Origin of the sequence: Acidovorax sp. NB1 (genome assembly GCF_005405905.1) — a bacterium.
Lineage (GTDB): Bacteria > Pseudomonadota > Gammaproteobacteria > Burkholderiales > Burkholderiaceae_C > Acidovorax.
The window spans coordinates 129,941-147,914 of record NZ_BJHU01000029.1; the positions used below are offsets into that span (position 1 = coordinate 129,941).

Consider the following 17,974-nt stretch of genomic DNA (forward strand, 5'->3'; position numbering starts at 1 on the left):
CTCGGCAGGAGAACCCTCCTTCGGTCGGGTTGCTGCGGCGGGGCGCCGCGCGAAAGATCAAGGCCTTTTGTTCTGGCGTTTTGCGCTATCCATCGATCGGCCTATGACCTCCTCTCTTGCCTGCGGAACACAGTCCGCCCACCATCCTGCCACGGCCCACACACCAGCGCACTTGCAGCGCGCGCAATTGCAAACTGCGCATTTGCCACGCCTGTCCGCGCTGGGGATCGCCCTCGCGGCCGCGCTGCTGCTCTCGGGGTGCGAAACCACCAACATGCGCATGGGCAGCGCCGATGCCAAGACCGTGGCCACGGGCAGTGCTGCGGGCGCTGCCACCGACGGCGCCAGCAGCGAGCTGGAACGCTGCGAGTCGTCGCTGGGCACGGTGTCGCTCATAGAGAACCAGCAGGCTGGGTGGTACACCATCCTGCGCGACCAGTACCGCCTGCCGCCCACCGCCAATCTGCTGCGCCTGCTGGTGCAGCAGTCCAACTGTTTTGTGGTGGTAGAGCGTGGCGCCGCTGGCATGAATGCCATGAACCGCGAGCGCAACCTGATGCAGTCGGGCGAGATGCGCCAGGGCAGCAACTTTGGCCAGGGGCAGATGGTGGCGTCCGACTATGGGCTATCGCCCGAGATCATTTTCCAGAACCACAACGCGGGCGGAGCGTCAGCCTCTCTGGGGGGCCTGGTCGGCGGGCGTGCGGGCGGGCTGCTGGCAGCCATCGGTGGCAGCCTGAACACCAAGGAGGCCAGCACCCTGCTCACCCTGATCGACAACCGCTCGGGGGTGCAGGTGGCCGCCTCAGAGGGCAGTGCGGCCAAGACCGACTTTGGCGCCATGGGCCAGCTGCTCGGCGGATCGGGCGGCGCACGCCTGGGCGGCTATTCCAACACCGCTGAGGGTAAGGTGATTGCAGCCGCCTTCATGGACGCGTTCAACCAGATGGTGCGATCGCTGCGCAACTACAAGGCCCAGACAGTGCGGGGCCAGGGCCTGGGTGGCGGTGGCCGCCTGGGAGTGGATGGCGCAGCGCCCCCGTCGCAAACCTCGGCACCGCGCGCAGCCGCCGGTGGTGCAGGTGGTGCCCCCGGCATGGCGCTGAAGGACGCCCAGGCCCGGCTCAACGACCTGGGTTACAACGCGGGCGTGCCCGACGGCGCGATGGGCGGGAAGACTGCGACCGCATTGCGCGCTTTCCAGAAGGATCGCGGCATTGCGCAGTCGGGTCGGCTGGACGGTGCCACGGCGCTGGAGTTGTCGAAGTAACCGCCACCGACGGGCGCACAAAACGCCCGTTGAAAAGGCCGCCATCGCACGCTGCGATGGCGGCCTTTTTATGCACGGCGCCGAAGCGCCGAAGCCATCAGTTCTGCGTGTAGCAGATCTTGTTGGGGATCAGCGTGTTCATGTAGCTCTCGACGCTGGCCACCGTCGGGAACACCGTGGGTGTCGAGTCCCCCAGCAGGCACAGGTAAGGCCCTTTGCGCGCCCACACGGTGCGTGAGGTCAGCCCCGTCACCTGGGCCCAGCTGCCCCAGAAGGCAGCGGCAGAGGCCGTCGCCTCGGCGCGGTCAAAGGTGAAGCTGCCGCCCGCCCCAGGCTGCGCGGCCGTCACCGTGCCTGCACCCGAGCAGCTCGCGTCGGCATAGGTCACGCCGCCCAGGGTGACCGTCGCACGGGTATCGTTCTGCCGGTTGATGCGCCACAGCAGGCGGGTCCACCGGCCAGGCCCCGAGGGCGAGCACTGCTCCTGCTTCCAGTCGCCCTCGGGCAGGGCTGCAGCTGCGGTGGCACAGCGCACCTCCACCGTGGTCACATGGGCCGAGCCCACGGTGCCCGTGCCGTTGGCCACGGTGCAGCCCTGCCCGCTGGGCAGGGTCTTCACGGTGACCGCATAGGCAGCGCCACCCGCCAGCGCCGTGGCAAAACTAAAGCCGCCATTGGCCGCCACACCAAGATCGTCGCGCCCGTTGTTCTGCAGCACCAGGCCGCTGCCGGTCAGGCCCGTGACCGTGCCGCCCACGGTGAAGGTGGCGGCGGCCAGGTTCTCGCAGCGCACCTGCACGTTGCTCACGTCTGCCGTCGCGGTGCCCGTGCCCTGGGCCACGGTGCAGCGCTGGCCTGCGGGTTGCGCCTTGACGGTGACGGCATAGGCCACGCCCCGGTCCATGCGGGTGTTGAACACAAAGTTGCCGTTGGTGCTGACCGTGAGGTCGTCGGTGCCCAGGTTCTGCAGGGTCACGGTCTTGCCCGCACCAAGGCCTGCCACGGCGCCACCCACCGTGAACACCCCCACGGCCGGCGGGGGCGTGCTGCCGTTGTTGTCATCGTCGCCACCGCCACATGCCGCCAGCATCGCTGCGGCCAGGCCAAGGGGGGCCCAGCGGAATGCGGGCCGTGCGGGGTGCCAAATGCGCTGTGCGCGGGTTGAAGCCATGGGCAGAAACCTCCAGGGTCGTGAAAGGAGGGCGGATTCTGTGCAGCGCAGCACGCCGCGTGAAACCCTACCGAGGTAGGGTTTGCGCGCCACCCCGGCTGGGCCACACTTGGCAAAATTTGCCCTCGCTCAGCCCTGTACACCCCACCTTTGTCAGCCTGGCCATGCCCCCCTCCCCCTACGCCCTCATCCTGGACGACCACCCGCTGGTAGCGCGTGGTGTGGCCGAGTTCCTGCGCTCGCGCCTGCCCCAGATGGAAGTGGCCGTGGCTGGCCGCACCGAAGACGTGCTGCCCCTGGTGGCCGAGCGCGGCGCACCCGCCATCGCACTCATCGACTTCTGGCTGGCCGAAGGGGCCGCGCTGGACCTGATTGCCCAACTGCGCCAGCACTGCCCGGGCAGCGCGCTGGCCGTCATCAGCGGCGATGACGACCCGGCCGTGATGGAACGCGTGCGCAAGGCGGGCGCCCATGGCTTCATCCACAAGCAGGCCCCGCCCGAAACCTTTGCCCTGGCGGTGGAGGCGCTGCTGTGTGGCCTGGCCTGGTTTGAGCCCCCCAGCCACGGCGGCCAGCCCCCGCGCAGCCGCGACCTGCCCGTGACGCCGACGGAACTGGGCCTGTCAATGCGCCAGGGCGAGATCCTGGCGCTGGTGCTGCAGGGGCTGCCCAACAAGCGCATTGCACTGCAGTACGACCTGTCGGAGAGCACGGTCAAGGAGCACATGAGCGCCATCCTTCTGCGCCTGGGTGCCCGCACGCGGGTGGAGGCCATCACGCGGCTGCGTGGGCGGCGGCTGGTGCTGCCATCCATGGGCGAGCTGTGATGCGGGCCGGGAGCGCTTTCACACCGGTGGCACGCATCGCACGGTTCGCGCGGTTCACGCTGTTCACAACGCCGGGGCGCTGATGGAGCAGGCTCCCGCCTCTGCCGCGCCCGCCCGGGCCCCGCGCCCCCCGGCCCAGGAGCGTGCGCAGGCGTCGCTGCAGACCGTGAGCATGGCGGGCCAGGCCCGGCTGCTGGAGATGACCTACCAGCGCCTGCACACCAGCATCATGGTGCTGCCCCTGGTGGCGCTGGCGCTCACGCTGTTCTACCGGCTGCAGCATGACGCCCACTGGATGTGGGGGTGGTTTGGCTTTTATGTGGTGTTTGCCGCCACGTCGCTGGCCTTGCGCAGGGCCTTCCGGGGGGACCAGGCAGGGCTCGCCCCGGCCGACCTCATGCGCCGCTGGCGCCCCCGGCTGGAGTTGTGCGCCCTGGTCCACGGCGCGGGCACCACGGCCCCGGTGGTCATCGTGGCAGGCCATGCCAGCTACGACTTTGCGCTGTTGCTGCTGGTGACCAACGCGGCCATCCTTGCGGGCAATGCCACGCACCAGACGCCGGTGCTGAGCGTGTTCATGCGGTTTTTCATGACCGGGTGGAACGCCTCGCTGCTGGCCCAGCCCTGGCTGTTTCCGAACCACTGGTATTTCATCCTCCCGCTGTCGCTGCTGCACACCTTCACCATGTACCGGCACTCGCACACGGCGCACCGGTTTTTTGTGCACCAGGTCTGGCTGGAAGAACGCGGCCAGCAGCTGTCGGCCCAGTACCGCGAGGCACGTGACGCGGCCGAGGCTGCGCTGGCCGAGAAAAACCGCTTTTTGAGCACTGCGGCGCACGACCTGCGCCAGCCCGTGCACGCCATGGGCCTGCTCACCGAGGCCATTGCGCTGCGCAACCGCGATGCAGCCCTGGCCGCCCCCCTGTCCGACCTGCGGCTGAACCTGCAGTCGGTGCAGCTGATGTTCAACTCACTGCTCGACCTGTCCAAGATCGAGTCTGGCCAGCTGGCCATGCGGCCCGAGCCGCTGCTGCTGCGCCCGTTTTTCAAAGAACTGGAGATCCAGTTCCTGGCCGAGGCCCGCTCGCGCGGGCTGCGCCTGCGGCTGCACATGCCGCCAGCGGGCGCTGCCGTGCAGGCGGATGCCGCGCTGCTGCGCCAGTCGCTGTCCAACCTGGTGCACAACGCGCTGCGCTACACGCTGCAGGGCGGCGTGCTCATCGGGGCGCGACGGCGGCAGGGCCATTGGCGCATCGAGGTATGGGACACCGGCCTGGGCGTGGCACTGGAAGACCGCGCCCGCATCTACCAGCCGTTCTACCGCCCCCAGCATGCCTGGCACATCAACCGCGAAGGCCATGGGCTGGGGTTGGCCGTGGTGGCACGCTGCGTGGACCTGATGGGCGCGCAGCATGGCCTGCAGTCGCGCCTGGGCGCGGGCTCCTGCTTCTGGCTGCAGCTGCCCGCAGCCGCCCCGGGCCCCTGCCCGACCAGCCCCCGCAGCCCAACCGCTCGGCCGCTGCGAGGCCGCTGCCTGATCCTGGACGACGACCCGCATGTGCTGGGCGCCTGGTCGGCCCTGCTGGGCAGCTGGGGACTGCAAGTGAGCCTGGCGTCCGATGCCCGGCAGGCGTTGGCACATGTCGATGCCGGTCAGGCCATCGATGTGGTGCTGTGCGACCAGCGGCTGCGCTCGGGCGAAAGCGGGTTTGACGTGCTGCTGGCCCTGCTGGCGCGTTGCCCGCAGGCGCGGGGGGCCATGGTGAGTGGCGAGTTCGACGCCCCGGCCTTGCGCCGCGCCGAAGACGAGGGCTACCTGGTGCTGAAAAAACCTGTGGAAGTGGCCGACCTGCAGGCGCTGCTCAGCCGCTGGCTGGCGGCGCCGGCCGATGCGGCTGCCGCCACGGAGGAGCCCCAGCCATGAGGGTGCTGGCACTGTGGCGGCGGTGGTTCCCCCGCCCACTGGACACCGGCGACCTGGCCGAGCGCGGCCAGGTGCGCATGCTGGAGCTGACCCACCAGCGCCTGGCCCAGGGCATTTTTGCTATGCCGCTGCTGGGGGTGCTGTTCACGATGTGGTTCCAGGGGCTGGGCCGCAACCCCCTGGGCATGCTGGCCTGGACGGTGCTGTACACGCTGGCGGCGATGGCCGTGTTTGTGCAGTCGCGCCAGTTGCGGGCCAGCCGCAGCGGCACAGCGCCCCCCGACGACGCCGCGTGGCTGCGGCGCTGGCGGCCCCGGGTGCGCGCCACGAGCTGGGGGCAGGCGCTGGGCCTGGCTTCGCTGGGCGCCATCGTGGTGCTGACCCCGGGGCGCGCCAGCTTCGACTTTGTGCTGTTGCTGCACGTGAGCCTGGCGGTGGTGATTGTGGGCACAGCCACCTTCCAGCTGCCGTCGCTGGGCACATTCTTGCGCTTCTATGGCTTTGGCTGGGGCGTGGTCTCGGTGCTGGTGCCGCTGTCGCTCTCTCAATGGCCCAACCTGTTCGGCAACCCGGCCATGCCAGACGGGCCGCCCGCATCGCCCTGGCGCTTCATCATTCCCATGTCGCTGCTGCTCATGGCGGCGCTGTACCGGCATGCCGTGGTGGCACACAATTTCTTCCTGCAGCAGGTGCGGCTTGAAGAGGAAAGCCTGCGCCTTGCCCAGGAGGCGCAGCAGGCCCACGCCGAGGCCAAGCAGGCGCTGCGTGCCAAGAACCTCTTTCTCAGCACCGCCAGCCACGATCTGCGCCAGCCCATCCACGCCATGGGCTTCCAGATCGAGGCGCTGGCGCGGCGCAACCACGACGCCACCCTGCTGCCCGCGCTGGACGACATGCGCCGCAGCCTGCGCTCGGTGAGCCTGATGTTCAACGCCCTGCTGGACCTCTCGCGCATCGAAAGCGGCACCCTGCAGGCGCGGCGCCAGCCTGTGGCCTTGCGCCCGCTATTGCACGACGTGGCCCTGCTGTTCCGAGCCGAAGCGCGCGACCTGGGCCTGGTGCTGCGCGAGCACCTGCCACCTGAAGATGCCACCGTCCTGGCCGACCCCGTGCTGCTGCGCCAGTGCGTGATCAACCTGGTGCACAACGCGCTGCGCTACACCCGCCACGGCGGTGTGCTGCTGGCCGCACGCCGACGCGGCGCGCAGTGGCGCATTGCCGTGTGGGACACCGGCGTGGGCGTGGCCGAGCAGGACCACCAGCGCATCTACCAGCCCTATGAACGCCTGCAGCGCAGCACCCTGCAGGCCGATGCAGGCCACGGCCTGGGGCTGGCCGTGGTGGCCCGCTGCGCCGAGCTGATGGCGGCCGAACATGGCCTGCGCTCGCGGCTGGGGCGGGGGTCGTGCTTCTGGCTGCAACTGGCGGCCACGGCCGCCGTGTTGCCCCCCGCAGCCCATGCCCCCCACGCGGGTCGGGGCACAGAAGGTGCCAGCACCACAGCCCCACCACCCCTGCCCACCCTGCGCGGCACCTGCCTGGTGCTGGACGATGACCCGCAGGTGCAGCAGGCCTGGCGCAACCTGCTGCGCAGCTGGGGGCTGCAGGTGCGCCTGGCGGCCAATGCGCAAGAAGCGCTGGCCGCCGCAGCCAGCGGCCCGGCCCCGGACGTGGTGCTGTGCGACCAGCGCCTGCGCACGGGCGAAAGTGGCTTTGACGTGCTGCGCACGCTGCTGGCCCGCCACCCTGGCGCGCGCGGCGCCATGGTGAGCGGCGAATTCGACGCCCCGGCCTTGCAGGAGGCCGAGGCCGAGGGCTATGTGGTGCTGAGGAAGCCCGTTGATGTGGGCGAACTGCACACCTTGCTCACGCGCTGGCTGGATTCAGAGGTACCGATGGTCCAGCGCTGAGGCCCGGCCATCCGGGCGGCAAACTGGCGTGCCCCCCAACCCGGCATAGTGCGCGGCTACAAGAGCCATGCAGCCGCCCACGGAGCCACAGATTGAAGCAGCAAGATCCGACCAGCCCCTCTACCAGCGGCAAGCCCCGCTGGCTGTACCAAGCCCAGGATGCCAACGGCCAGCCCACCGAGGGTTTTGTCCACGCCACCACGGCCGAAGAGGCGCTGCAGGCTGTGAATGCACTGCAGCCCCCACTGAGCCAGGTGCGGCTGCACACCTCGGGGCTGTATGCCCGCGCCATGACCGAGATGACCGACGAGGTGCTGGGCCCCATGGATGTGAAGGCGCTGCGCCAGCTGGCGCGCGACCAGATCGAGGCCCAGGAGAACCCGGGCGTGTGGACCCTGCTGCGCCAGCTGCTGCGCAACAACCGCACCTGGCTGCTGGTCTGCGCCGCGCTGCTAGCACTGGCCGTGTGGCGCGAATGGAGTGTGTGGGTGCAAGGGATTCTGGTGGTGTCCATGCTGATCCCCTTTGCCTGGTTTGCCTACATGCACCGGTTCCAGCGCATGTACCAGCAGGCCCTGCTGGCCCATGCCACGGGCGACCTGCCGCGCCTTCAGGTGCTGGCCGAGCGCCTGGCCGACGCCGCCGAGCGCCACAGCTTCATGCGCGAGCCCGCCTGGGACGCGGCCGTGCGCATGGCCTGGTTTGAGGCCCGCACCGAGGGCGTGGACGCCGCCATACTGCGGCTGCGTGTGCACCCCATGCGCCCACCCGACGACACCGACTTTCTGGCACGCACCTACACCCTGCCCCTGGCGGCGGGTGACCACGCGGGCTTCACCACACGCCTGCGCGAGCTGATTGCACTGCGCCCCGCCGAGCCCATCCTGCAGCTGGACCTGGCACTGGGCGAAGCCCGGGCGGGCCACACCGACGAAGCACAGCGCCTGCTGGACGCCACCCCGATCGAGCTGCTGCCGCCCCATGGCCAGGCCTTCATCGACTGGGTGCGGGGTCTGATTGCGCTGCGCGACCCAGCCCTGGCCAGCGAGGCGGCCCGCCACCTGGGCCAGGCCTGCGCGCAGTTCCTCACGCTGGTGCCCAAGGCACCGGGCGCCTGGCCGTCACTGGCGGTGTGCACCTGCGATTACGCACTGGCCCTGGCCTGGAGCGGCCGCCCCGAGGCGGCACGCGAGGCTTTTGCAGGGGTCTACCCCGTGTCCCGCCACCACGCCGAGCCCGAGCGGCTGGCCATGCTGGAGCGCGAGCTGCGCATGCGGGGTTGAGGCTCAGAGCGTTTTCGCGGTCTCAGGCCAGCGCGCGCTGGATGATGATTTTCTGCACGTCGCTCGTGCCTTCATAAATCTGGCACACGCGCACGTCGCGGTAGATGCGCTCCACCGGGAAGTCGTTCACCACGCCGTAGCCACCCAGCGTCTGGATGGCAGCGCTGCACACGCGCTCGGCCATCTCGCTGGCAAACAGCTTGGCCATGGCGGCTTCCTTCAGACAGGGCTTGCCCGCATCGCGCAGCGCGGCGGCATGCCAGATGAGCTGGCGCGCGGCCTCAATCTGCGTGGCGCAGTCGGCCAGGCGAAATCCCACGGCCTGGTGGTTGAAGATGGCGGTGCCAAAGCTCTCGCGCTCTTTCGAATACGCGAGCGCCGCATCAAACGCGCTGCGCGCCATGCCCACGCTTTGGGCGGCGATGCCGATGCGGCCGCCTTCGAGCGCGCCCAGGGCAATCTTGTAGCCCTCGCCTTCGGCACCAATCAGGTTCTCGGCCGGGATGCGACAGTTGTCGAAGTTGATCTGCGCCGTGTCGCTGCTGTGCTGGCCCAACTTGTCTTCGAGCCGCGCCACCACATAGCCCGGCGCGCTGGTGGGCACCAGGAAGGCACTCATGCCCTTCTTGCCCGCGCCCTTGTCGGTGACGGCGATCACGATGGCCACATGGCCGTTTTTGCCGCTGGTGATGAACTGCTTGACGCCGTTGATCACGTATTCATCGCCCTGCTTGACCGCCGTGGTGCGCAGTGCGGAGGCGTCGGAGCCCACATGCGGCTCGGTCAGGCAGAAAGCGCCCAGCATCTCGCCACGCGCCAGCGGCGTGAGCCAGTCACGCTTTTGCTGCGCGTTGCCGTAGCGCATGAGGATGGCGTTGACCGGGCAGTTGGTCACGCTGATGGCGGTGCTGGTGCCGCCGTCACCGGCAGCGATCTCTTCGAGCACCAGCGCAAGCGTGAGGTAGTCCAAGTTGGCACCGCCGAACTCTTCGGGCACGCAGATGCCGTAGGCGCCCAGCGCGGCGAGGCCCTGGTGGGCCTCCTTGGGGAAGTGGTGCTCCTTGTCCCAGCGCGCGGCGTGCGGCCACAGTTCGGTCTGTGCAAAGTCGCGCACCGCGTCGCGGATCATTTCCTGGTCTTGGGTCAGCAGCATGGGGTGTCTCCGAAAGTCATTCGTTGTTCGTCGTCAAAAGATGAATTACCAGTGCGCAGCACGGCGGCCGTCGTGGTGCAGCAGGCGGCCCTTGTCGGCGGGGGTCAGGCCTGCCACCGTGCTGCGCAGGCCCCGCACGCTGTCTTCCACCGTGAGCGGGGCGCTGTCGCCGCCCATGTCGGTCTGCACCCAGCCGGGGTCGATGGTGACCAGGGTGGCGCCGGGGTAGTCGTGCTGGGCGGCGGCCACAGCCATGTTGAGCGCGGCCTTGCTGGTGCGGTACAGCCAGGAGCCGCTGTTCGGCACGCTGCCGATCTGCGACATGGACGACGAGATGAACGCAAACACCCCGCCCGCCTCGGCCACCAGCGGCGCCACCTGCGGAAGGGCCTGCATCGCGCCCAGCACATTGGTGTGCATGACGGCGTCGAAATCCTGCTGCGTGGGCGGCGTGAGGGCATTCGGTCGGCGGATCACCCCGGCCACATACCAGGCGATGTCGATCTTCTCGCCGTCGAGCTGCCAGGCCAGGCCACTCACGCTGGCGGGGTTGGCCACGTCCACCGTCAGCGCCTCGGCGCCCAGGGCCAGCACCCGCTCGCGGCCCGCCTCGTCGCGCACAGTGGCGATCACGCGGCGGCCCGCCTCGGTGTACTGGCGCACCAGTTCCAGGCCAATGCCCCGCGATGCGCCGATGACGAGTATGGAGTTCATTTTTTGAACAAAATTGGCCTCTCCCGCGCGTCCATCATGCGAAAGCAGCTATAAAAACATGAGCAAACCAGTGTTGCACTGATTTGCCCTCCGCAGCACCCGACAGCGCCGGGTGCTGCCATCACACCGGTTACACCAGCTCCAGCGCCACAGCCGTGGCCTCGCCACCGCCGATGCACAGCGTGGCCAGGCCCTTGGTCAGGCCACGTGCCTTGAGCGCATGGATCAGCGTGACCATGATGCGCGCGCCGCTGGCGCCGATGGGGTGGCCCAGCGCGCAGGCGCCGCCGTTCACGTTGACCTTGTCGTGGGACAGATCCAGTTCCTTCATCAGCGCCATGGGCACCACGGCAAAGGCTTCGTTGATCTCCCACAACTGCACGTCGCCCACTTGCCAGCCGGCCTTGGCCAGCGCCTTCTGCGTGGCGCCCAGCGGGGCGGTGGCAAACCATTCGGGCTCTTGCGCGTGGGTGGCGTGGCTCACGATGCGGGCCAGGGGCTTGGCACCCAGCTTCTTGGCGGTGGACTCGCGCATCATCACCAGCGCGGCGGCGCCGTCGTTGATGCTGGAGCTGGAGGCGGCGGTGATGGTGCCGTCCTTCTTGAACGCGGGCTTCAAGGTGGCGATCTTTTCGAGCTTGACCTTGCCGGGGCCTTCGTCCACGGAGACCACGGTCTCGCCCGCGCGGGTCTTGACAGTGACGGGCACGATCTCGGCCGCGAACGCGCCGGACTCGGTGGCCGCCTTGGCGCGCTGCACGCTGGCGGTGGCAAACGCGTCCTGCTGTTCGCGCGTGAAGCTGTATTTGGCAGCGCAGTCTTCACCAAAGGTGCCCATGCTGCGGCCGGCTTCGTAGGCGTCTTCCAGGCCGTCGAGCATCATGTGGTCAAAGATGCGGTCGTGGCCCAGGCGGTAGCCGCCACGGCCTTTTTGCAGCAGGTAGGGGGCGTTGGTCATGCTCTCCATGCCGCCCGCCACCATCACATCGTGCGTGCCCGCCAGCAGCATGTCGTGCGCCATCATCGCGGCCTTCATGCCGGAGCCGCACATCTTGCTGAGCGTGACGGCCCCTGCACCCTTGGGCAGGCCTCCCTTGAACGCCGCCTGGCGTGCAGGCGCCTGGCCCTGCCCGGCCATCAGGCAGTTGCCAAACAGCACTTCGCCCACGGCGTCGGGCGACACACCGGCGCGTTCGATGGCGGCCTTGATGGCAGCACCGCCCAGGTCGTGTGCGGCCAGGCTGGAGAAGTCGCCCTGCAGCGAGCCCATAGGGGTGCGTGCGGCGCCGACGATGACGATGGGGTCTTGGATGGACATGGGAAGGTCTCCTGGGTAAGGGTCAGAGGAAAGGTGTTCTGAGGGAAAGTGGGAGGTGAAAACCGGGGCTTGGCGAGCGGTCAGCCTGCCGCAGCACCGTGCGCAAAGCGCCGTTCCGTGTCGTAAGGGAACACATCGAACATGTGGCCTGCCTGGATGCGCTCCTTGTGCGACTGCCAGAACGCGGCGTCGAGCAAATCGGCGTGGTGCTGCATGAACACCTCCCGCACCGCGTCGTTGCCGAGCAGGAAGGGGCCAAAGGTTTCGGGGAACACATCACGCGGGCCCACGCTGTACCAGATCTCGCCGCTCATCTCTTCTTCTTCGTTGCGCGGCGTGGGCACGCGGCGGAAGTTGCAGTCGGTGAGGTATTCGATCTCGTCGTAGTCGTAGAAAACGACCTTGCCGTTGCGCGTGACGCCGAAGTTCTTCCAGAGCATGTCGCCAGGGAAGATGTTGGCGGCCACGAGGTCTTTGATGGCGTTGCCGTATTCGATGACGCTGTGCTCCATCTGCTGGCGCGCGCGTGGGTCGGACAGGCCAGTGTCGAAGGCCTCCTGCAGGTAGATGTTGAGCGGGATCATGCGCCGCTCGATGTACAAGTGCTTGATGATCACCTCGGTCTGGCCGTCACCGTCGCGGTCGCTGATTTCGAGCTGGCTGGGCGCGAACTTCTCGATCTCGGCAATCAGCGCGTCATCGAACCGGTCGCGCGGAAAGGCAACCTCGCTGTACTCCAGCGTGTCGGCCATGCGGCCCACACGGTCGTGCTGCTTGACCAGCAGGTACTTGGCCTTGATCTGCTCGCGCGTGGTTTCCTTCTGGTGCGGAAAGTGGTCCTTGATGAGCTTGAACACGAACGGAAAGCTCGGCAGGTCGAACACCAGCATCACCATGCCCTTGATACCCGGCGCGATGCGGAAATGGTCGCTGGAGTGCTTCAGGTGGTAGAGAAAGTCGCGGTAGAACAGTGTCTTGCCTTGCTTGGCCAGGCCCAAGGCGTTGTAGATCTCGGCGCGCGGCTTGCGCGGCATGAGGCTGCGCAAGAACTGCACGTAGGCGCTGGGCACCTCCATGTCCACCATGAAGTAGGCGCGGGCAAAGCTGAACAGCATCTGCATGTCGTCCTCGCCAAACAGGGCGGCGTCGATATAGAGCCTGCCGCTGTCGTCGTGCAGGATGGGCAGCGCAAACGGCACCTCGTTGAAGCCGTTGATGATCTTGCCCACCACGTAGGCACCCTTGTTGCGAAAGAACAGGCTGGTGAGCACCTGGATCTGGAAGTTGGTGCGCAGCTTGACCTTGTCCAGGCGGCTGCGCATGGCGGCCACCACGCATGCGGTGTCGCGCGCCAGGTCGGCGAACTCGCGCTGGAGCTGGAAGTTCTCGACGATGCTCTGAAAGGTGTCGCCCAGCGTCTCGCGTGTGGGGTAGTAGGCGCGGTAGGTGGGCCGCGCGGCGGGCTCGTCGTTCTCGATGTATTCGGTGCTGACCGCAGGCCGCACAAAGATGAAGTCGTTGTGGAAATGCGTGCGGTGCAGGATCTTGGTGGTGACCGAGTTGAAGAAGGTCTCGGCCAGCTCGGGCTGGTGGTGGTTCACCAGCAAGCCGATGTAATGCAGCTTGACCTGGTGCCACACGTCCATGGGCTGCGCCCCTGCCTCGAACTCTTTCTCCAGGCGGCGCACGCATTCCTTCACCCGCAGGTCGTAGAACTCGATGCGCTCACGCTGCGCCCGCTGCTGGCCATGCCAGTCGGCGGTTTCAAAGCGGTGCTTGGCCCGCGCGGACTCGGTGCGGAACAGCCGGTAGTGGCGGTTGAAGCCATCCATCATGGCCTTGGCAATGCCGTAGGCCTGGGGGGCATCGAGGCGTTGCGGGAACATGGCGGGCTTGGGGCCGTTGCGCTGCGCGGGCTGCGGTTGCGTGCTTGCTGGCTTACTGCCGCTTGACGGCAGCCACACCGGCAATGGCCGCCTTGTAGAGCGACTCCAGCCCCTCGGTGCTGTCCACCGTCATGTGCAGGTTGTTGATGAGCCCGTCTTTCAGGCCATAGCACCAGCCGTGCAGCGTGACCTTCTGGCCCCGGCCCCAGGCGTCGAGCATCACGGTGCTCTGCGCCACGTTCACCACCTGCTCGATGGCGTTCAGCTCGCACAGCACGTCATGGCGCCATTGGGGTTCAATGGACGCAATCAGGTCGCGGTGGCGATCGCGCACATCCGACACATGGCGGATCCAGTTGTCGGCCAGACCGACACGCATGCCCTCCAGCGCCGCCAGCACGCCACCACAGCCGTAATGGCCCACCACCATGAGGTGTTCGACGCGCAACTGGTCCACCGCGTACTGGATGGTGGACAGGCAGTTCAGGTCGGTAGGCACCACCACGTTGGCCACGTTGCGGTGCACGAACACCTCGCCGGGCTCCAGGCCGGTGATCTGGTTGGCAGGCACGCGGCTGTCGGAGCAGCCGATCCACATGTACTTGGGCTTCTGCTGTGCCAGCAGGCCGGTGAAGAAACCAGGGCGCTCGCGTTCCATCTGCGCCGCCCAGGCACGGTTGTGGACAAACAGGTCTTCGATGGATGTGGGCATGGTGGGTCTGGCTCTTTCAAACGGTGGATCGGCCCGGGGCAAGCGCCCGCAGGTCAGCAGGTTTCAGCAAACAGCTCGCGGCCGATCAGCATGCGGCGGATCTCGCTGGTGCCAGCACCAATCTCGTACAGCTTGGCATCGCGCCAGAGGCGGCCCAACGGGTACTCGTTGATGTAGCCGTTGCCACCATAGATCTGCACGCCTTCGCCCGCCATCCAGGTGGCCTTTTCGGCACACCAGAGGATGACGCTGGCGCAGTCCTTGCGGACCTGGCGCACATGGTCGGTCCCGAGCATGTCGAGGTTCTTGGCCACGGTGTAGGCAAACGAGCGCCCCGCCTGCAGCACGGTGTACATGTCGGCCACCTTGCCTTGGATGAGCTGGAATTCGCCAATGCTCTGGCCGAACTGCTTGCGGTCGTGAATGTAAGGGATCACGTTGTCCATCACCGACTGCATGATGCCCAGGGGGCCGCCGGTCAGAACCGCGCGTTCGTAGTCCAGGCCACTCATCAGCACCTTGGCGCCCTGGTTCACGCCACCCAGCACATTTGCTGCAGGCACTTCAACGTCCTGGAACACCAGCTCGCCCGTGTGGCTGCCACGCATGCCCAGCTTGTCGAGCTTTTGCGCAATCGAGAAGCCCTTCATGCCCTTTTCGATCAGGAAAGCCGTGACACCACGCGCGCCCAGTTCAGGTTCGGTCTTGGCGTAGACCACCAGTGTGTCGGCGTCTGGGCCGTTGGTGATCCACATCTTGCTGCCGTTGAGCAGGTAGTAGCCGCCTTTGTCCTCGGCCTTCAGCTTCATGCTGATCACGTCGGAGCCTGCGCCGGGTTCGCTCATGGCCAGCGCCCCCACATGTTCGCCGCTGATGAGCTTGGGCAGGTACTTGGCCTTTTGCGCCTCGTTGCCGTTGCGGTTGATCTGGTTCACGCACAGATTGCTGTGCGCGCCGTAGGACAGGCCCACCGAGGCGCTGGCGCGCGAGATTTCCTCCATGGCGACCATGTGCGCCAGGTAGCCCATGGCGGCGCCGCCATACTGCTCGGGCACCGTGATACCCAGCACGCCCAGGTCGCCCATCTTGCGCCATAGGTCCATGGGGAACTGGTCGCTCTTGTCAATCTCGGCCGCGCGGGGGGCGATTTCAGCCTGCGCGAAGTCGCGCACAGCGTCGCGCAGAGCGTCGATGTCTTCGCCCAGCTGAAAGTTGAGGCCGGGCAGGTTGGCAGGAATGCTCATGGGGTTTGTCTCCTCGTAGAAGGTGGGGAAATGGGCAGGGCTCAGCCCTGGATGCTGTCGCGTCCGGTGACTGCCATGAGGGTGCACCCCATGGTGGCGACCAGCTTTTCTTGGTTGCCGTCAATGGCGAAGGCTCGGCCCTCGCAGACGGTGATGGTGCGGCCGGGCTTCAGCACCCGCCCTTCCATGCGGAACCGCTCGCCCTTTGCCGGGGCCAGCAGGTTGATCTTGAATTCGATGGTGAGAACGGCGGCGTCCTCTGCCATCAGGGTGAAGCCCGCATAGCCACAGGCGGAATCCAGCGCCGTGGCAACCATGCCGGCATGCAGGAAACCGTGCTGTTGGGTCAACGCTGCCGCCCAGGACAGCTCAATGTCTACAGCACCGGGCTCCAGCAAGCCCAAGCGGGCCCCCAGGGTCTGCATCGCCCCTTGGCGTGCAAAGCTGCCCTTCACACGGTCTGCGTAATGGTCACAGCGGGGCTCGAAAGGGGTCGTTGTCACGACGGTCTCCTGATTTACGTTTACGTAAACGTCAATTATGGATCATTTTTCTATTTCCACCTTGCGCAGCAGTGCACGCGCCTCTTCTTCATGCTCCTGGACCTCCTCCAGATTGGCCCGCAGGTCGGCCATTTGCTCCTCCAGCTGCTTGCGGTGCACCACCAGCACATCGAGGAACTTGCGCAATTGCACGCCGGTATCACGGGGACTGTCGTACAGGTCAATGATCTCCTTGGCCTCGGTCAGCGACAGCCCGAGACGCTTGGCGCGCAAGGTCAGGCGCAGGCGGGTGCGGTCCCGCGCGCTGTAGACGCGGTTGCGACCCGCAGCCCCCGTGCGCTCGGGCTGCAACAAGCCCATGTCTTCATAGAAACGAATGGCCCGGGTGGTGAGGTCAAACTCTTTGGCAAGGTCGCTGATGGTGTAGGTGTTGGCCATGGTGTGGGCTGTATGCATACAGAGCGGATTCGCGCAGGAGACAGCCCACGGGCCATCGATCCCTACAATGCATCGAATGCATGACGTTTACGTTAACGTCAATGCTAACGCATACGACCATTGCCATGAACCCACTCGAACACCAGATCCACTATCCACTCGGTGATGCACTTCCCCCCGAAGGCAGCGCCATTGAGGTCGCACCTGGCGTGAAGTGGATCCGCATGGGGCTGCCTTTTGCCCTCGACCATATCAATCTGTGGCTGCTGAGGGACAGGCAACCCGATGTGGGCGGCACCATGGTGGAAGGCTGGGCGGTGGTGGACTGCTGCATCGACAGCCCTGGCACCCGGGCGCAGTGGGAGCAGGTGTTCGCCAGCAGCCTGGAGGGACTGCCCATCCTGCGGGTGATCGTCACCCATATGCACCCGGACCACATCGGTTTGGCCCATTGGCTGTGCGAGCGCTGGAACGTGCACCTCTGGATCAGCGCAACCGACTACCAAGTCGCCAGAACCGCTGTGTACGACCGCAATGGCTTCGGCGGCGAAGCGGGTGCTGACTTTTACATGCTGCATGGGATGCAGGATGAAGCATTCCTTCAGCATGTGCGGGGGCGCGCCTCGTATTTCCCGACCCTCGTGCCCGCACTGCCGCCCCGTTTTCGCAGACTCATGGATGGCGACACCATTGAGATCGGCGGGCGCAGATGGCAGTGCATCAGTGGCTACGGGCATGCCCCCGAGCACATAGCGCTTTACAGCGAGGAGCTGTCAGCACTTCTCAGCGGCGACATGGTGTTGCCACGCATTTCCACCAATGTCAGCGTTCATGCATCCGAGCCAGAGTCGAATCCACTGCGGCTTTTTCTGACGTCCCTGCTGCGCTACCTGGTACTGCCACCCGACACGCTGGTGCTTCCCTCCCACGGAAAGCCTTTTCAGGGCTTGCACGAGCGCATTCACCAACTGCAAGACCACCACCGCGACAGACTTGATGAGATCCTTGCGGCAGCTCAACAGGGCTCGCTTTCAGCCTTCGACGTACTGCCGATCATGTTCAAGCGCAAGCTCGACGCCCACCAGATGACCTTCGCCATGGGTGAGGCTTTGGCCCATTTGCATTGGCTGTGGTTAGATGGTCAGCTGCAGCGGGTTCTGGACGCTGGCGGGGTTCACCGGTTTCAGCTCGCACCGTGTTCATCGCAATAGGACCCTGCATGGTGGTGCAATGAAAATCAGCTGACAGCGCTCTTCTCGCACAAGTTTTGCTGCGCAGATATTCGATAGCGCTGCGGTGACAGAACCTGCGACCAACCGAAGAGGATTGGAATGCGCTCGGCGATGGGGAGTGGTTGCAGGTATTCAGCGAGAGCAGAGGACTGCGAAGCTGGAAGGTGGTTTGGGTTTGGTCTGGAGGTGTGTGATCCGCAAATCAAGCGCCCCAAAGCAAAACGCCCTTCTACTCGGTAGAGCAGAAGGGCGGTTTGGGCTGTAAGAGCCTGACGATGACCTACTTTCACACGGGAACCCGCACTATCATCGGCGCAAAGTCGTTTCACTGTCCTGTTCGGGATGGGAAGGAGTGGTACCAACTTGCTATGGTCATCAGGCATAAC

The 17,974-nt window shown here is 66.5% G+C and carries 15 protein-coding genes and 1 rRNA gene; 6 read left to right on the forward strand and 10 right to left on the reverse strand.

Annotation, left to right across the window (positions count from 1 at the left end; translation table 11 throughout):
* Positions 1-103 precede the first annotated feature (103 nt).
* Positions 104-1,270 carry a peptidoglycan-binding domain-containing protein gene (locus tag AvAM_RS15035; protein WP_137747796.1) on the forward strand — a complete coding sequence of 389 codons (1,167 nt, stop codon included), beginning with the start codon at positions 104-106 and terminating at the stop codon, positions 1,268-1,270.
* 97 nt (positions 1,271-1,367) lie between these two features.
* Here AvAM_RS15035 and AvAM_RS15040 read toward each other — a convergent pair whose 3' ends face one another.
* Positions 1,368-2,441 carry a hypothetical protein gene (locus AvAM_RS15040; protein WP_137747797.1) on the reverse strand — a complete coding sequence of 358 codons (1,074 nt, stop codon included), beginning with the start codon at positions 2,439-2,441 and terminating at the stop codon, positions 1,368-1,370.
* A 164-nt stretch (positions 2,442-2,605) separates the two neighbouring features.
* Between AvAM_RS15040 and AvAM_RS15045 the strand changes: the two genes are divergently transcribed.
* The 4 genes from AvAM_RS15045 (at position 2,606) to AvAM_RS15060 (ending at position 8,388) form a co-directional block, all read left to right on the forward strand.
* Positions 2,606-3,268 (forward strand): response regulator transcription factor, encoded by a 663-nt coding sequence (locus AvAM_RS15045; RefSeq protein ID WP_137747798.1) that lies wholly within the window; start codon positions 2,606-2,608, stop codon positions 3,266-3,268.
* A gap of 82 nt (positions 3,269-3,350) precedes the next feature.
* On the forward strand, positions 3,351-5,195 hold the full coding sequence (locus tag AvAM_RS15050) for a hybrid sensor histidine kinase/response regulator (RefSeq protein ID WP_137747799.1): 1,845 nt from the start codon (positions 3,351-3,353) through the stop codon (positions 5,193-5,195).
* A complete protein-coding gene (locus tag AvAM_RS15055) occupies positions 5,192-7,105 on the forward strand; it encodes a hybrid sensor histidine kinase/response regulator (protein ID WP_137747800.1) in 1,914 nt (637 codons plus the stop codon). Before AvAM_RS15050 ends, AvAM_RS15055 begins: the two co-directional genes overlap by 4 nt.
* 92 nt (positions 7,106-7,197) lie before the next feature.
* The gene (locus AvAM_RS15060) at positions 7,198-8,388 is read left to right on the forward strand and encodes a M48 family metallopeptidase (protein ID WP_137747801.1); all 1,191 of its coding nucleotides are present in this window, start codon (positions 7,198-7,200) and stop codon (positions 8,386-8,388) included.
* Positions 8,389-8,410: 22 nt separating this feature from the next.
* Here AvAM_RS15060 and AvAM_RS15065 read toward each other — a convergent pair whose 3' ends face one another.
* From AvAM_RS15065 to AvAM_RS15100, 8 genes are all read right to left on the reverse strand, one after another.
* A complete protein-coding gene (locus AvAM_RS15065; protein ID WP_137747802.1) occupies positions 8,411-9,541 on the reverse strand; it encodes an acyl-CoA dehydrogenase family protein in 1,131 nt (376 codons plus the stop codon).
* Between the two features lie 45 nt (positions 9,542-9,586).
* Positions 9,587-10,255 carry an SDR family oxidoreductase gene (locus AvAM_RS15070; protein WP_137747803.1) on the reverse strand — a complete coding sequence of 223 codons (669 nt, stop codon included), beginning with the start codon at positions 10,253-10,255 and terminating at the stop codon, positions 9,587-9,589.
* A 130-nt stretch (positions 10,256-10,385) separates the two neighbouring features.
* On the reverse strand, positions 10,386-11,573 hold the full coding sequence (locus AvAM_RS15075; RefSeq protein WP_137747804.1) for an acetyl-CoA C-acyltransferase: 1,188 nt from the start codon (positions 11,571-11,573) through the stop codon (positions 10,386-10,388).
* Positions 11,574-11,653: 80 nt separating this feature from the next.
* On the reverse strand, positions 11,654-13,459 hold the full coding sequence (gene aceK, locus AvAM_RS15080; protein WP_137747805.1) for a bifunctional isocitrate dehydrogenase kinase/phosphatase: 1,806 nt from the start codon (positions 13,457-13,459) through the stop codon (positions 11,654-11,656).
* A 52-nt stretch (positions 13,460-13,511) separates the two neighbouring features.
* Positions 13,512-14,171 carry a carbonate dehydratase gene (gene can / locus AvAM_RS15085; protein WP_137747806.1) on the reverse strand — a complete coding sequence of 220 codons (660 nt, stop codon included), beginning with the start codon at positions 14,169-14,171 and terminating at the stop codon, positions 13,512-13,514.
* A gap of 53 nt (positions 14,172-14,224) precedes the next feature.
* A complete protein-coding gene (locus AvAM_RS15090; RefSeq protein ID WP_137747807.1) occupies positions 14,225-15,415 on the reverse strand; it encodes an isovaleryl-CoA dehydrogenase in 1,191 nt (396 codons plus the stop codon).
* 41 nt (positions 15,416-15,456) lie between these two features.
* A complete protein-coding gene (locus AvAM_RS15095) occupies positions 15,457-15,918 on the reverse strand; it encodes a PaaI family thioesterase (RefSeq protein WP_137747808.1) in 462 nt (153 codons plus the stop codon).
* A gap of 42 nt (positions 15,919-15,960) precedes the next feature.
* Complete coding sequence (locus AvAM_RS15100; RefSeq protein WP_137747809.1) at positions 15,961-16,356, reverse strand: MerR family DNA-binding transcriptional regulator; 396 nt, start codon at positions 16,354-16,356, stop codon at positions 15,961-15,963.
* A 125-nt stretch (positions 16,357-16,481) separates the two neighbouring features.
* Between AvAM_RS15100 and AvAM_RS15105 the strand changes: the two genes are divergently transcribed.
* The gene (locus AvAM_RS15105) at positions 16,482-17,567 is read left to right on the forward strand and encodes an MBL fold metallo-hydrolase (RefSeq protein WP_137747810.1); all 1,086 of its coding nucleotides are present in this window, start codon (positions 16,482-16,484) and stop codon (positions 17,565-17,567) included.
* A gap of 288 nt (positions 17,568-17,855) precedes the next feature.
* Here AvAM_RS15105 and rrf read toward each other — a convergent pair.
* Positions 17,856-17,968, reverse strand: a 5S ribosomal RNA gene (rrf, locus tag AvAM_RS15110).
* Between the last annotated feature and the right edge of the window lie 6 nt (positions 17,969-17,974).

Excerpts from the sequence above, each read along its gene's own strand:
- AvAM_RS15035 (WP_137747796.1), top strand. The coding sequence starts at position 104 with ATGACCTCCTCTCTTGCCTGCGGAACACAGTCCGCCCACCATCCTGCC.
- AvAM_RS15040 (WP_137747797.1), bottom strand. The coding sequence starts at position 2,441 with ATGGCTTCAACCCGCGCACAGCGCATTTGGCACCCCGCACGGCCCGCA.
- AvAM_RS15045 (WP_137747798.1), top strand. The coding sequence starts at position 2,606 with ATGCCCCCCTCCCCCTACGCCCTCATCCTGGACGACCACCCGCTGGTA.
- AvAM_RS15050 (WP_137747799.1), top strand. The coding sequence starts at position 3,351 with ATGGAGCAGGCTCCCGCCTCTGCCGCGCCCGCCCGGGCCCCGCGCCCC.
- AvAM_RS15055 (WP_137747800.1), top strand. The coding sequence starts at position 5,192 with ATGAGGGTGCTGGCACTGTGGCGGCGGTGGTTCCCCCGCCCACTGGAC.
- AvAM_RS15065 (WP_137747802.1), bottom strand. The coding sequence starts at position 9,541 with ATGCTGCTGACCCAAGACCAGGAAATGATCCGCGACGCGGTGCGCGAC.
- AvAM_RS15070 (WP_137747803.1), bottom strand. The coding sequence starts at position 10,255 with ATGAACTCCATACTCGTCATCGGCGCATCGCGGGGCATTGGCCTGGAA.
- AvAM_RS15075 (WP_137747804.1), bottom strand. The coding sequence starts at position 11,573 with ATGTCCATCCAAGACCCCATCGTCATCGTCGGCGCCGCACGCACCCCT.
- aceK (WP_137747805.1), bottom strand. The coding sequence starts at position 13,459 with ATGTTCCCGCAACGCCTCGATGCCCCCCAGGCCTACGGCATTGCCAAG.
- can (WP_137747806.1), bottom strand. The coding sequence starts at position 14,171 with ATGCCCACATCCATCGAAGACCTGTTTGTCCACAACCGTGCCTGGGCG.
- AvAM_RS15090 (WP_137747807.1), bottom strand. The coding sequence starts at position 15,415 with ATGAGCATTCCTGCCAACCTGCCCGGCCTCAACTTTCAGCTGGGCGAA.
- AvAM_RS15100 (WP_137747809.1), bottom strand. The coding sequence starts at position 16,356 with ATGGCCAACACCTACACCATCAGCGACCTTGCCAAAGAGTTTGACCTC.
- AvAM_RS15105 (WP_137747810.1), top strand. The coding sequence starts at position 16,482 with ATGAACCCACTCGAACACCAGATCCACTATCCACTCGGTGATGCACTT.